Source organism: Microbacterium sp. NPDC028030, assembly GCF_040637855.1.
In the GTDB taxonomy this organism is placed as follows: Bacteria; Actinomycetota; Actinomycetes; order Actinomycetales; family Microbacteriaceae; genus Microbacterium.
Genome location: NZ_JBEZXF010000002.1, coordinates 791,192 through 805,280 on the forward strand (window position 1 = coordinate 791,192; position 14,089 = coordinate 805,280).

12 protein-coding genes are annotated in these 14,089 nt (G+C 69.4%); 7 read left to right on the top strand and 5 right to left on the bottom strand.

Annotated features, from left to right (window positions below; genetic code table 11):
• Positions 1-3 precede the first annotated feature (3 nt).
• Positions 4-1,764, bottom strand: coding sequence for a proline--tRNA ligase (locus AB0E56_RS12710; RefSeq protein WP_359799405.1), 1,761 nt, complete (start codon positions 1,762-1,764; stop codon positions 4-6).
• A 40-nt stretch (positions 1,765-1,804) separates the two neighbouring features.
• Positions 1,805-2,575: an isocitrate lyase/phosphoenolpyruvate mutase family protein gene (locus AB0E56_RS12715; RefSeq protein WP_359799407.1), complete on the bottom strand. Its 771-nt coding sequence runs from the start codon at positions 2,573-2,575 to the stop codon at positions 1,805-1,807.
• 78 nt (positions 2,576-2,653) lie between these two features.
• On the opposite strand from AB0E56_RS12715, the gene AB0E56_RS12720 reads away from it, so the two are divergent.
• From AB0E56_RS12720 to AB0E56_RS12730, 3 genes are all read left to right on the top strand, one after another.
• On the top strand, positions 2,654-4,069 hold the full coding sequence (locus tag AB0E56_RS12720; RefSeq protein ID WP_359799408.1) for an RNB domain-containing ribonuclease: 1,416 nt from the start codon (positions 2,654-2,656) through the stop codon (positions 4,067-4,069).
• 95 nt (positions 4,070-4,164) lie between these two features.
• A complete protein-coding gene (locus AB0E56_RS12725) occupies positions 4,165-5,067 on the top strand; it encodes a hypothetical protein (protein WP_359799410.1) in 903 nt (300 codons plus the stop codon).
• Complete coding sequence (locus AB0E56_RS12730; RefSeq protein ID WP_359799412.1) at positions 5,064-5,414, top strand: GntR family transcriptional regulator; 351 nt, start codon at positions 5,064-5,066, stop codon at positions 5,412-5,414. The genes AB0E56_RS12725 and AB0E56_RS12730 overlap by 4 nt, the downstream gene beginning before the upstream one ends.
• A gap of 12 nt (positions 5,415-5,426) precedes the next feature.
• On the opposite strand, the gene AB0E56_RS12735 is transcribed toward AB0E56_RS12730, so the two are convergent.
• Together AB0E56_RS12735 and ispG are read right to left on the bottom strand one after the other, a co-directional pair.
• Positions 5,427-6,293 carry a hypothetical protein gene (locus AB0E56_RS12735; protein WP_359799414.1) on the bottom strand — a complete coding sequence of 289 codons (867 nt, stop codon included), beginning with the start codon at positions 6,291-6,293 and terminating at the stop codon, positions 5,427-5,429.
• A gap of 45 nt (positions 6,294-6,338) precedes the next feature.
• Positions 6,339-7,469 (bottom strand): flavodoxin-dependent (E)-4-hydroxy-3-methylbut-2-enyl-diphosphate synthase, encoded by a 1,131-nt coding sequence (gene ispG / locus AB0E56_RS12740; RefSeq protein ID WP_359800062.1) that lies wholly within the window; start codon positions 7,467-7,469, stop codon positions 6,339-6,341.
• A 240-nt stretch (positions 7,470-7,709) separates the two neighbouring features.
• Between ispG and AB0E56_RS12745 the strand changes: the two genes are divergently transcribed.
• Positions 7,710-9,593, top strand: a complete 1,884-nt coding sequence (locus AB0E56_RS12745; protein ID WP_359799416.1) for a chorismate-binding protein — start codon at positions 7,710-7,712, stop codon at positions 9,591-9,593.
• 15 nt (positions 9,594-9,608) lie between these two features.
• Here the strand turns inward: AB0E56_RS12745 and AB0E56_RS12750 are convergent, their stop codons facing one another.
• The gene (locus tag AB0E56_RS12750; protein WP_359799418.1) at positions 9,609-10,922 is read right to left on the bottom strand and encodes a site-2 protease family protein; all 1,314 of its coding nucleotides are present in this window, start codon (positions 10,920-10,922) and stop codon (positions 9,609-9,611) included.
• A 65-nt stretch (positions 10,923-10,987) separates the two neighbouring features.
• Here AB0E56_RS12750 and AB0E56_RS12755 point away from each other — a divergent pair, with 65 nt between their 5' ends.
• From AB0E56_RS12755 to AB0E56_RS12765, 3 genes are all read left to right on the top strand, one after another.
• On the top strand, positions 10,988-11,572 hold the full coding sequence (locus AB0E56_RS12755) for a hypothetical protein (RefSeq protein ID WP_359799419.1): 585 nt from the start codon (positions 10,988-10,990) through the stop codon (positions 11,570-11,572).
• Between the two features lie 108 nt (positions 11,573-11,680).
• A complete protein-coding gene (locus AB0E56_RS12760) occupies positions 11,681-12,355 on the top strand; it encodes a YcnI family protein (RefSeq protein ID WP_359799421.1) in 675 nt (224 codons plus the stop codon).
• Between the two features lie 93 nt (positions 12,356-12,448).
• Positions 12,449-14,071, top strand: a complete 1,623-nt coding sequence (locus AB0E56_RS12765; protein ID WP_359799423.1) for a UDP-N-acetylmuramoyl-L-alanyl-D-glutamate--2,6-diaminopimelate ligase — start codon at positions 12,449-12,451, stop codon at positions 14,069-14,071.
• Positions 14,072-14,089 lie beyond the last annotated feature (18 nt).

A 14,089-nucleotide genomic window follows, 5' to 3' on the forward strand; every position in this document is an offset into this window, starting at 1 on the left:
GTCTCAGTCCGCGGCGGTGAGGCGCGCGACGACCTCGTCGACCGAGACCGCGTCACGATCCCCGCTCGCGCGGTCCCACAGCTCGACCTGTCCATCGGCCGCACCGCGTCCGACGATCACGATCTTCGGCACCCCGACGAGTTCCGCGTCGCCGAACTTCACGCCGGGCGAGACCTTCGGGCGATCGTCATACAGCACATCGAGCCCGGTGGCCTCGAGTTGCGCCGAGAGCTGCTCCGCCACGTCGAACGCGACCTGATCACGGCCCGCCGCGACGACCTGCACATCGAACGGTGCGACCGACGCCGGCCAGATGAGGCCCTTGTCGTCGTTGTTCAGCTCGGCGATGATCGCCAGGATGCGTGTGACCCCGATACCGTACGAGCCCATCGTGACCGTGACGAGCTTGCCGTTCTCGTTCAGGACCTTCAGCCCGAGCGCCTCGGCGTACTTGCGGCCGAGCTGGAAGACGTGTCCGATCTCCATGCCGCGGGCGAGTTCGACGGGTCCGGAGCCGTCGGGGGCGGGATCCCCCGCACGGACGTTCGCGATCTCCACGATGCCGTCGGTGGTGAAATCACGTCCGGCGACCACGGAGTGCGCGTGCTTCTGGTCGATGTTCGCACCCGTGATCCAGCTCGTCCCCTCGCTCACGCGCGGGTCGACCAGGTAGCGGAGACCGGTGGCCGACTCCTCGCCCAGCACGGCGCCGGTGGGCGACCAGGGTCCGATGTAGCCCTTGACGAGCAGCGGGTTGTTCTCGAAGTCGTCGGCGGTGGCGGTCTCGACCTCGGCGGGCGCGAACGCGACCTCTGCGCGCTTCTCGTCGACCTCGCGGTCGCCGGGGATGCCGACGACGACCAGTTCGCGCGTGCCGTCGAGGTGGGTGAGCGCCAGAACGACGTTCTTGAGCGTGTCGGCCGCCGTGAACTCGCCGTCCAGCACGCGGTTGCTGTGGGCGACGAGGGTCTCGATGGTCGGGGTGTCGGGCGAGTCGAAGACCACAGGGGTCGCGTCGGCGTCGTACGCGATCGCCTCGGGGACAGCGGTCGTGAACGCCTCGACGTTCGCGGCGTACCCTCCGGCACTGCGCACGAAGGTGTCTTCACCGACGGGGGTCGGGTGCAGGAACTCCTCGCTTCGCGAGCCGCCCATCGCGCCGGCGTCCGCCTGGACGATGACGTACTCGAGTCCGAGGCGCTGGAAGATGCGCTCGTACGCGTCGCGCTGCGCCTGGTAGCTGACGTCGAGTCCCTCGTCTGACGAGTCGAAGGAATACGCGTCCTTCATCGTGAACTCGCGGCCGCGCAGCAGACCGGCGCGGGGGCGCGCCTCGTCGCGGTACTTGTCCTGGATCTGGAAGATCGTGAGGGGCAGGTCCTTGTAGGAGGAGTAGAGGTCCTTCACCAGGAGCGTGAACGCCTCCTCGTGCGTGGGGGCGAGCAGGTAGTCACCGCCCTTGCGGTCCTGCAGACGGAAGAGCAGGTCGCCGTATTCCTCCCAGCGCCCGGTCGCCTCGTACGCCTCACGCGGCATGAGCGCGGGAAAGTGCACCTCTTGCGCGCAGGCGGCGGCCATCTCCTCGCGGACGACCGTCTCGATCTTCGCCTTCACGCGCAGACCCAATGGCAGCCACGCGAAGATGCCGGCGGCCTGCGGGCGGATGTACCCGGCCCGGATCAGCAGCCTGTGGCTGGCGACCTCTGCGCCTGCAGGGTCTTCACGGAGCGTGCGGAGGAAGAAGTTCGAAAGACGAGTGACCACGCAGCAAGTCTAGTGAGCCGTGGTCACTCTTCTTCCGCGATCAGTTCAGGGCCGGCAGGTTCGCCGGGACGACACCGCCCGCGTACAGATCGGCAGCGAGCTCCTGCAGCGCGGTCAGCGCGACCCGCTGGGGAAGAGGGCCGTAGGAGATGCGCGTGACGCCGAGCTTCTCGTACTCGGACGCAGCGAGGGCTCCGGGGAGCCCGATCACACTGACCTTGCGCTCCCCGATGCCCTCGACGAGCTGGCGGGTGACGTTCATGTCGAGGATGCCTGGCACGAAGACGGCGGTCGCTCCGGCGTCGAGGAAGGCGCGTCCGCGCTGGATCGCGTCGGCGATGCTCTCCTGCACCGGCCGGTGCCCCGCTCGGACGAACGCGTCGGTGCGCGCATTGAGGGCGAACGGCACACCCTCGGCCTCAGCCGCCCTGACGATCGCCTCGACGACAGCGACGGATTCGTCGAGCGGCTTGAGGCGGTCCTCGACGTTGGCACCGACCACGCCGGCGCCGATCGCGAGCCGAGTGGTCTCCCCCGCGTCCCCGTAGCCGTCGTCGAGGTCGGCGGAGACGGGGACCTCGACCGCCGCGGCGATGCGCCCGACCATGTCGATCATGACCTCGCGAGGGGTCGTGCCGTCGTCGTACCCGAACGACGCGGCGATGCCGTGGCCGGCGGTGGCGAGCGCTTTCGTCTCCGGGAGAGCGGCGACCGCCCGCGCCGAGACGACGTCCCACACGTTCACGACGCGGAGGATCTCCGGAGCGTCATAGAGTCCGACAAGTGTCTGGGCCTTCGCAGCAGTGGTCATGACTCCACGCTAACGCGGCACGGGCAGGAGTGGGTCGGTTCCGTGCTCCTCGTCGGCTCCTCGCCATAGTGTGGAGCCATGCCCCAGCGCCGATCGCATGTCGCCCCGTCCGCCGCGCAGACCGAACTCGCGTCCGCACTGGCTGCTCTGCGGGAGTCGCTGGACACACCGTCGTCCTTCCCCGAAGACGTTCTCGCCGAGGCCGAAGCGGCATCCGCGACGACTCCGGAGCTCGATCTCACGCACGTTCCATTCGCGACCCTTGACCCCGCGGGCTCGCGCGACCTCGATCAGGCCTTTCATCTCACGCGCGACGGCTCCGGATACACGGTCCACTACGCGATCGCCGACGTCCCCGGCTTCGTCCGCCCCGGCGGCGCCGTCGATGCGGAAGCCCGTCGCAGGGGACAGACGCTGTACACCGCGGACGGCCGGATCCCGCTGCATCCCGCCGTGCTGAGCGAGGACCGCGCCTCTCTGCTGCCCGGTGTCGACCGCCCAGCGCTGGTCTGGACGTTCGCGCTCGACTCCGCGGGCGCTGTCACGGACTTCCACCTCGAGCGCGCGCTCATCCGCTCGCGGCAGCAGCTCGACTACGCCACCACACAGGAGTCCCTCGATCGCGGTGAGGACGGCCCCGCGGCTCTCCTGCCCGTGATCGGCGCCCTCCGACTCGAACAGGAGCGGCTGCGCGGAGGTGCGAGCCTCAACCTTCCCGACGAGGAGGTCGTGCGCACCGAGGACGGCACCTACGCGATCGAACGTCGCAGTCCGCTCCCGGTCGAGGAGTGGAACGCCCAGCTCTCGCTCATGACCGGGATGGCCGCGGCATCGCTGATGCTCGAGGCCGGCGTCGGCATCCTCCGCACCATGCCCGAGCCGGACGACGCGGCGTTCGAGACGTTCCGACTGCAGACCACGGCTCTGGGGCGCCCCTGGACGAGGGGCACGTACGGCGAGTATCTCCGCGACCTCGACCGCAGCGACCCCCTGACCCTCCCGGTGCTCGAGGCCGCCGCATCGCTGTTCCGCGGTGCGGGCTATCGCGTGTTCGACGGCGAGACGCCTGAGGATGCGTTGCAGGCGGCCATCGCGGCGCCTTACGCACATGCGACCGCACCGTTGCGCCGCCTGGTCGATCGGTGGACCCTCGCCATCTGCCTCGCGGTGTCGAACGGCGTTCCGGTGCCGGACTGGGCGCGCGACTCGCTCGGCGAGCTCCCGGCACTCATGCAGGAGTCCGGGCAACGCGCGTCACGACTGAACGCCGCGACGGTCGACTGCGTCGAGGCCGCGGTGCTCACCCCGCTGGTCGGGACGAGCGTCGAGGCGAAAGTGATCGAGCTGCGGGGCGAGCGCGCCGAGGTCCAGATCGCCGTACCGGCAGTCACCGCCACAGCTCCTGTGCCCGACGGCGCGAAGCCCGGTGACGTCGTACGCCTCCGCGTGGCGGGCACCGACATCGCCAAAGGGGTCGTCGAACTCGCCCTGTGAGTCCGCCCTCGAGGTCGCCGCTCGAGGCCTTCTTGAAGTGTGTCACTTCGTTGATACATAATGTGTCGATACTGTGACACACTACGGAGGCGACATTGGTCCTGCTCATGCTCCTGACCTGGGGACCGATCCTCCTCGCCCTGGGCATCGCCCTCTCCCTCCGATGGACGCTACTCCGCCACACGCCGCGGATGACTCGGCCGGACGCCGTCGCTGCCGCGATCGCCGGAGGTATCCCGTCTCTAGTGGTGTCGGCTCCTCGCGTGGGAGCGCTCGGCGCGGGCCCACCGCTGTGGACGGACCTCGGCTTCCTGGCCGCGCTCCCCCTGATCCTCGGCATCTTCGGCGTCGTCGTGCTCTCGTTCCCGGCGCGAGCCGCACGGACGAGCGCATCAGCCCGGCTCGCGCCCCGCACGCTCCAGACCTTCGTCCGCCCGCGCCAGCCGATAGTGCTGGGATCGCTGGCCGCCATAGCCCTCGCGCTCACGCTGGCCGCCGGCGCCGCGTCCGAGACCGACGAGCTCGGTCATCACACCCGGTTCACGATCACCCTCGGCACGTCGGGCACCTCCGCGTCGACGGGTATCTACGGCTGGTACCACTCCCTTCCTTCCCTGACCCTGCTCGCCGTGCTCCTCGTCATCACCGCCGTCGCATGGCTCCGGCTCCCGCGACCCGCGTGGGGCGAAGACATCGCCCACGACACGGCCGTACGCCGCACCCGTGCAGACAACATCACGCGCCTCGCGTCCGGAGCCGTCCTCCTCCACCTCGCCGTCGTGTTCAACTCCCTCCGCGGCACCGCCTCGGTCATGCTGTCGGTGTCGGGGAACGAGCTGGGCATGATCTCCCTGGGCACCCCCTTCGCCGCCATGCAACCGGCACTCTTCATCACCGGGACCGCCTCGACGGTCGCCGGAGTGACGCTGTGGATGCTCGCGGCGCTCAGCGGAGTGACGATCCGCACACGGCGGCAGGTCCCGGTGCACACCTCATGATCATCACGATCAGCCGAGACAGCGGTGAGTCCCCTGCGGACCAGGTGCACGGGCAACTCCGCGGTCTGATCACGACCGGATACCTGCTGGCCGGGGATCGGCTTCCCTCGGTGCGTCAGCTCGCGTCGGACCTCGGCATCGCGCCGGGAACCGTCGCCAAGGCGTATCGCATTCTCGAGGACGACGGTCTCGTCACGTCGCGGATCGGCTCCGGCACGAGGGTGAGCGACACCGTGCAGCCGGTCGCCGGCGGTATCGCCGATGTGGCCCGCGCCCTGTCCGCCGCCGCGAAGGCGGAGGGACTCACGCTGGCTGATGCGCAGCGCGTGCTCCGCGCCATCTGGTGACGGCCGGCGCGATCAGACCGCTGCCGTCGCCGCCGTCGTCATCACCAGCAGCTGCGGATCGCTCAGATCGAGCGACACGGAGATCGAGGAGAACTCGGCGAGCGACGTCACATGGGTGCCACCGCACAGGATCACCGCTTCGGCTTCGGGCAGCTCGCAGTGCCAGCGACGCTTGTTCACGATCGTCGGGCCCTCCGTCTCGATCCGGCTGGAGGCACCCGTCGCGATCCATGCGGCGAGCTGCGCGTTGATCCGCTCCTCGCGGTCGGCGAGCGTCGCAGCGAACGTCTCGGTGTCGAAACCCGCGCGACGAAGGCTCTTCCCGAGGCGATACTCATCGACCGCCCCGTCTTCGCGGATGCGGCTGGACTGATTCGCGCGACCTTCGAAGTCGGGGTTACCGATCGCGTCCTGCCCGGGGTCCTTGCGCCACAGATCTGCGAGAGCCAGATCGAGGGCGAGAGAAGCGAGGTGGCACGCGGTGTGGCCGCGGCTGAGGCCGTCCCGATGCACGACGTCGACCGACATGCCCACGGGTGCTCCTTCGACGAGCGCGGCTGGGGGCTCGCCCTCGATCCGGTGCCCCACGAGCCAGGTCCAGCCTTCGGCGCCGCGCTTGACGGGGATATCGCTTCCGACGGCGAACGCCCCCTCGTCCGAAGCGGCGACCATGACCGCCTCGGCGACCGGCGCAGACTCGGCTCCGACGGTGAGCGAGCCGCGGTCACCCGGTTGGTCGGGCCAGGTGTGGTCCACGGGGTGGAAAGGCGTGGTGTCGACGATCACCACGGCTCCTTCCGGGCTGTGCTCGACGCGCGTGACGGTGCCGGAGCCCGTGACGGCCCCGCCCGGGAAGGTCACGATGGTGGGTGTCGACATGGCTCTCCTCGGTGCGACGACGCTGCCGTCTCGTGGCACGGGGTTTCAGGCCGTGACGACCTGGGCGGTGCCGAGCGGGGCGCCAGGGCCCATCTCCGCAGCGATCCGGTTGGCCTCTTCGATCAGCGTCGCGACGATATCGGCCTCCGGCACCGTCTTGATGACCTCGCCCTTGACGAAGATCTGTCCCTTGCCGTTGCCCGACGCGACCCCGAGGTCGGCCTCGCGGGCCTCACCAGGTCCGTTCACGACGCAGCCCATGACGGCGACACGAAGCGGAACGGTCATGTCCTTGAGTCCCTCGGTGACGTCTTCCGCGAGGGTGTAGACGTCGACCTGGGCGCGACCGCACGACGGGCACGAGACGATCTCGAGCTTGCGCTCCCGAAGGTTGAGCGACTGCAGGATCTGATGCCCGACCTTGACCTCTTCTGCCGGCGGTGCCGACAGGGAGACGCGGATGGTGTCGCCGATGCCCTCGCCGAGCAGGATGCCGAACGCCGTCGCGCTCTTGATCGTGCCCTGGAACGCCGGTCCCGCCTCGGTCACGCCGAGGTGCAGGGGCCAGTCACCCCGCTCGGCGAGCTGGCGGTAGGCCTTGACCATCACGATCGGATCGTTGTGCTTGACCGAGATCTTGAAGTCGTGGAAATCGTGCTCCTCGAACAGCGACGCTTCCCAGACGGCGCTCTCGACCAGAGCCTCCGCCGTGGCCTTGCCGTACTTGGTGAGGATCCGGCGATCCAGCGATCCCGCGTTCACGCCGATGCGCAGCGAGACGCCCGCAGCCTTGGCGGCCTCTGCGATCTTGCCGACATTGCCGTCGAACTCCCGGATGTTGCCGGGGTTCACGCGGACAGCCCCACATCCGGCGTCGATGGCCGTATAGATGTACCGCGGCTGGAAGTGGATGTCGGCGATGACGGGGATCTGGCTCTTCATCGCGATGATCTTGAGCGCGTCGGCGTCGTCCTGGTGCGGAACCGCGACGCGCACGATCTCGCAACCCGACGCGGTGAGCTCGGCGATCTGCTGCAGCGTCCCGTTGATGTCGGTCGTCTTCGTGGTCGTCATCGACTGGACGCTGACGGGAGCGTCGCCGCCCACGAGCACCTTGCCCACCTTGATCTGCCGGGACTTGCGGCGCGGGGCGAGGACTTCGGGGATCTTCGGCATTCCGAGGTTCACTGCTGGCACGCTCACAGCCTACGCCGCCAGGATGCATGCGGGCTGGACGACCGCGCCATGTCATGCGCCAGGGGCGCACACCGCCGGTGTGGTAGTTTCGGCCCATGTTCGCGAACTTCACCTGGTGGCCCGCCTCCTAGGCGGTGTGTTCGCGTTCCCACGAATCCAGACCGCCTCCGGGGCGGTCTTTTCGTTGCGCCGAGCCGGAGCCTTGCACAGGAGACAGCCATGACCCTCTCACGACTCGCCGAGCTCAGCGCTGACCCGGCGGCATCCTTCGTGCTGATCGCGCGCGACGGCGCGGACACCGTGGAGCTGCTCAGCGGCGACGTCGTCGACGTCGACCTGCTCGCCGACATCCCGCTGACGATCGGCGGCACACCGCGCGAGGTCTTCGCCATGGTCCCCTATCGCCAGGTGCGCGAGCGCGGGTTCGTGGCGCAGGACGACGGCGCTCCGTTGCGCTGCGTGATCGTCGACGAGCATCTCCATCTGCCGACCCGCGAGCTCCTCACGGCGCTGCCCGACGCCCCGGTTCCGCTGCACGACGACGGTTTCGACATCGCGGACGAGGACTACGCGACGATCGTCGAGAAAGTCATCGCCGAGGAGATCGGTCGGGGCGAGGGGGCGAACTTCGTCATCCGACGCGATTTCACCGCGAGCATCGATGTCGACGACCGCACGGCCGCACTCACCTGGTTCCGCGCGCTGCTCACGCACGAGCGTGGCGCCTATTGGACGTTCGCGGTCTTCACGCCAGGGCACATCGCCGTCGGCGCGAGCCCCGAGGCGCACGTCGTCGCCCGCGAGGGCGTCGTCACGATGAACCCGATCTCCGGCACGTTCCGTCATCCTGCCGGCGGCGCCACCAAGGACACCCTCGTCGAGTTCCTCTCCTCCGCGAAGGAGACCGAGGAGCTGTTCATGGTCGTGGACGAGGAGCTCAAGATGATGAGCGCTGTGTGCTCCGACGGCGGGCGCATCACCGGGCCCCACCTCAAAGAGATGTCGCGACTCACACACACCGAGTACATGCTCCGCGGACGCAGCACCCTCGACCCGCGCGACATCCTGCGCGAGACGATGTTCGCCCCCACCGTCACCGGCTCCCCGATGCAGAACGCGTGCGCCGTGATCCGCCGCCACGAGAAGAAGCCCCGCGGTTACTACTCGGGCGTCGCCGCACTGTTCACCCCGAACGCGGACGGCGGCCACGACCTCGACGCACCGATCCTCATCCGCACGGTCTATCTGCGAGACGGCGCCCTCAGCGTCCCCGTCGGCGCAACCCTCGTCCGGCACTCCGACCCGCAGGGCGAAGTGTCGGAGACTCACGGAAAGGCCGCCGGCGTGCTGGGCGCGATCGGCGCCATCGACCGAGACCGGGCAGCGGAGGCCCGCAGCGACGCCGATGCCCCGACGCAGCAGCACGTTCTCGCCGACGATCCGACGGTCGCCGCGCTGCTGTCCTCGCGCAACGCGCGCCTGGCGGAGTTCTGGCTCAACCCGCAGGGCGAAGACTTCACGGGGCCGTTCGTCGGGCGCACCGCCGTGGTCGTCGACGCCGAGGATCGGTTCACCACGATGCTCGCCCACCAACTCCGTCACCTCGGGCTCGACGTCACGATCGCCCCGTGGAACCAGGCGAAGGACGCGGAGTTGGAGAAGGCCGACGTCGTGGTCGCAGGGCCGGGCCCCGGGGATCCGCGAGACACGGACAACGCACGCATCGCTCGCATGCGCGAAGTGGTGGCCGGCCGACTCGCCGCAGGGAACCCTCTGATCGCGGTGTGCCTCAGCCACCAGATCCTCGCCGACAGGTTCGACATCCCGCTCACACCGCTCGACGCCCCGCACCAGGGCCTGCAGAAGTCCGTGCCGGTGTTCGGTGAAGATGCCTCGATCGGCTTCTACAACACCTTCACCGCCCGGGTCGCGCCTGGCACGACCGCCATCGGACCGGTGGCGGTCTCTGCGGATCCGACATCCGGCGATGTCTACGCCCTGCGCGGCCCGCGCTTCGCGTCCGTGCAGGGACACCTCGAATCGATCCTGTCGCGCGACGGCATAAGGACTCTCGAGCGTCTGGTCGCCCACGCGCTCGGGTGATGGCCCGTCGGACGTTCAGCCCAGCAGATCCACCGGGTTGAACACGTCGGCGATCAGGAGCAACGCGCCCATCGCGATCAGGAGCACCGCGACGACGACGGTCAGCGGCACGAGCTTCGTGGCGTCGACGGGTGCCGGAGGCGGCCGTCGGAAGAGCTTGGCCCACGCCCGCTTGACGCCGTCCCACAGCGCGACCACGACGTGTCCGCCGTCCAGCGGCAGCAGTGGGATCAGGTTGAACACGAAGAGGGCGATGTTCAACGAGCCCAGCAGTCCCAACAGGGTCGCGAACCGGTTGAGGATGGGCGCATCGGTCGCCGCGACCTCGCCAGCGAGACGACCGACCCCGACCACGCTCAGCGGCCCGTTGGGGTCGCGCTCGCCCCCGGTCACCAGCGAGACGCCGATGTCCCAGAGCCGTACCGGCAGTGTCACGATCAGGGAGGCGACCCTGCCGACGTTCTCGGCTGCCATCTCCGGTCCGGCGGCGAGGGGCTGCTGCACGTATCCCATCTGGGAGAACATGCCCGCATACCCGACCTCCTTCACCACGGGTGCGCCGTCCTCATCCAGCACCGGCGCGCCGCTGGCGTCTGTGATCGTCCGCTCCGCAGCGATCGGCGTCAGAGTCAACGACTCCTCGCTGCCGTCGCGCCGCACCACGACGTCGAGCGCCTCCCCTGGCGAGGACTGGATGATCGCCGTCGCATCGGCGAAAGTCGACACCGGGCGTCCGTCGACGGCGACGAGCACGTCTCCCGGCTGCACTCCGGCCTCGGCGGCCGGGGACTCAGGGTCATCTGCCGCGCACTCGGTCGCCGTGGAGGAGGACGGCAGGACGCACTCGCTCACCGCGGAGATCGTGGTCGTGCCCTGCTGCAAGCCGATTCCGGAGAGGAGCACGGTGAACACGACGACCGCGAGGAAGAGGTTCATCAGCGGTCCGCCGAGCATCACGATGACGCGCTTCCACACGGGGAGGCGATAGAAGACGCGGTCCTCCGCGCCCTCGGCGATGGTCTCGTCGTTGGCGGAGCGGGCGTCCTGGATCAGGGAGCGGAACACGCCCGTCGCCGCACGGGAGTTCTTCGACGGCGGGTACATCCCGGACATCGAGATGAAGCCCCCGAGCGGAAGCACCTTGAAGCCGTACTCGGTCTCGCCGATGCGCTTCGACCAGAGGCGGGGCCCGAACCCGATCATGTACTGGCCGACGCGTACGCCGAAGAGCTTCGCGGGGACGAGATGGCCGACCTCGTGCAGACCGATCGAGACCCCGAGGCCGATCAGCATGAAGAGGATGCCGCCCAGGTAGAGCAGGATTTCCACGTGCCAACGCTACTGCCCCCAGCTAGGAATCTGCCCGGCGCCGTCGGCGCGGCTAGGCTGTGAGGGTGAATGCCCGTCAGCTGCGACTCGTGCGCGCTGCCGTCGTCTCCACCGTCGCGACGCTGCTCGCGGCGGTCTCGCACACGCTCGGTGGCGGCGTCGCTCCGCACCCGCTGTTGATCCTCGCGGTCGCGACACTTCTCACCCCGTTCTCGGCCGTGCTGGTGGGTCTGCGCCGATCACGCGTCCGCGTCGCGGTCGCGGTCGTCCTCTCGCAAACCGTCTTCCACCTCCTGTTCCAGGCGCTCGGGTCGCCGACGGGCCCCGCTCCCCGGACCTCGATCTGTCACACTCACGTCATCGATCTCACGGCACTCGGATCGACCGAGGCCGCCACAGCACCCGGTGCGACGATGCTGCTCGCTCACGCGGTCGCCGCCGCATTGACCATCCTCCTCGTCTGGCGCGGCGAGACGACCGTCCGCGCCGTCGCCCGCTGGGTCGAGGCCGTGCTCGGCCGTGCCGTCGTCGCCGCTCCGGCGGAGCACCCGCGCCCCCCGCGCCTGCAGTCGGTGCTTCTCCGACCTCTCGACACCGCCGTCTCGGCGACCGTACGGCGTCGAGGCCCTCCTGCGCTCGTCCGCGACTGATCCACGATCCGTCGCACCGCAACCCGCCGTCACCTCCTGGCGGTGTCCCCTTTTCGCGTGAGCGCGCCGTCGTGGTGCGCCCGCAGAACGAGCAACTGGAGTCTTCTCATGTCCCGTAACACCCGTACCCGTCGCACCGCCCTCTCCGTCACCGGCGTCATCGGTGGCGCGATCCTCGCCGTCTCCCTCCCGTCGATGGCTTCAGCGCACGTCGGGGTCAGCCCCGACGAACTCGCTGTCGGAGATCACGGCGTTCTCACCTTCTCGTTCTCGCACGGCTGCGAGGACTCGCCCACCACCGCCCTGCGCATCACGATGCCGGACGGGCTCGCATCCGTCGCGCCGACCATGGACGGCGATTGGGACATCCAGGTCGAGCGCGGCGACGACGGTCTCGTCAGCGCCGTCACCTACACCGCTCTCACTCCTGTTCCCAACGGGCTCCGGGGGGCCGTGAGCATGTCCGTGGGGTTGGATGAGAACACGCCGGAGTCGCTCGCCTTCCCCGTGGTGCAGGAGTGCGTCGAGGGATCGACCGAGTGGACGCAGCTGGCCGAGGACGGCGAGGATCCGCACAGCCTCGATGCGCCCGCTCCGGTCGTGTCCGTCTCCGCAGACTCCTCGAGCGCGCACGGCCAGCACGACGATGCGCAGTCCGTCGAGGCGACGTCGGGATCGTCGGACGCTGCCGATCCGCTGCCCGTCGCCCTCGGCGCAGGTGGGCTCGTGGCCGGGCTCGCAGGACTCGTCGTCGCCGTGCTCGCCTACCGACGCCGCGCCTGACGGCTTCGCGATTCCTCGCGCGTCACACGATGGCGCGCGAGGGGTCGTGCCGCAGAGAGGTTCCGCAGGCCGTCGTGAGATCATGGAGGCGACATGTCGATTGAACAACAACCGAGCCTGCCTCCCGTGCTCCGCCCCGCGAACCCGCCCCGGCGTCAGCTGTCCGAACTCGCCTCCCGCTTCGCACGCGCCGTGCGCGGCGACATCGAAGGGGTCTCGCTCTCCGGGATCACCCTCGCCACGGCGGATCTCCGCCCCGGAGAGGCGTTCGTCGCGATCCAGGGCGTCAATCGCCATGGCGCGGACTTCGCCGCGACGGCCGCGGAGAAGGGCGCCGTCGCCGTCATCACCGATGAGCCGGGTGCGCTGATCGCGGAGCCCGCGGGGCTCCCGATCATCGTCGTCGATGATCCGCGCGGCGTGCTCGGCGACCTGAGCGCCTGGGTGTACGGCACCGGAGCAGACGACCCGCTCCCCCTGCTGCTCGCGACCACGGGCACCAACGGCAAGACCAGCGTCTCCCACCTGCTCGCGGGGATCCTCGACCAGATCGGCGTCGTCTCCGGGCTCTCGTCCACCGCCGAACGGCACATCGCCGGTGAGATCATCGTCTCCCGTCTGACGACGCCCGAGGCGTCCGAGATGCATGCGCTGCTCGCTCTGATGCGCGAGCGCGAGGTCGAGGCCGTCGCGGTCGAGGTCAGCGCGCAGGCGCTGTCACGCCACCGGGTCGACGGGATCCGCTTCGACGTCGCGGGCTTCACCAATCTGAGCCACGACCATCTCGACGACTACGCCGACATGGAGGAGTACTTCGAAGCGAAGCTCCCGCTGTTCCGCCCCGACCGGGCGAAGCGCGGCGTCATCTGCCTCGATTCCCCGTCCGGTGCGATCGTCGTCGATCGCGCGGAGGTCCCCGTCGTCACGGTGGGTACGCCGTCGATCGCGGCTGACCCCGGATCGGCGTCCGCCGCGGACTGGGTCGTCGTGATCGACGAGGAGCGCGCCGCCGGTACCACATTCACCATGACCGGTCCCGAGGGATCGCTCACGACGACGGTGCCGGTGATCGGACCTCACATGGCCGCCAACGCCGCCCTCGCCATCGTGATGCTGCTCGAGGGCGGCTACGAGTGGACACGGATCGTCGATGCGCTCACCCGTGACGGCGGCATCCGCGCGTATCTGCCCGGCCGCACGCAGCTCGTCTCCGGTGAACAGGGCCCCGCGGTGTTCGTCGACTTCGGCCACTCCCCCGACGCGTTCGAGAAGACTCTCGCCGCCGTCCGCCGCGTGACCCCCGGCAAGGTGCTCATGCTCTTCGGCGCCGACGGCGACCGTGATGCGAGCAAGCGCTTCGACATGGCACGCACCGCCGTCGAGGGCAGCGACATCCTCGTGGTCACCGACCACCACCCGCGCTTCGAGGACCCGGCTTCGATCCGCGCGACGCTCGTCGAGGGCGCACGCAAGGCACGACCGGATGCGGAGATTCACGAGGCGTCGCCTCCGGAGGACGCCATCATCACGGCCGTCGGCCTGGTCGGCGACGGCGACGCGATCCTCTGGGCAGGCCCTGGCCATCAGGACTACCGCGACATCCGCGGTATGCGCACTCCCTACTCGGCGCGAGAGCTCGCGCGCCGAGCGCTGCGCGCCGCCGGCTGGCCGGTCCCCGACTCGAAGTGGCCCGTTCCCTACCCTGACGAGGACTGACCGCTCGGCGGTGGCCTC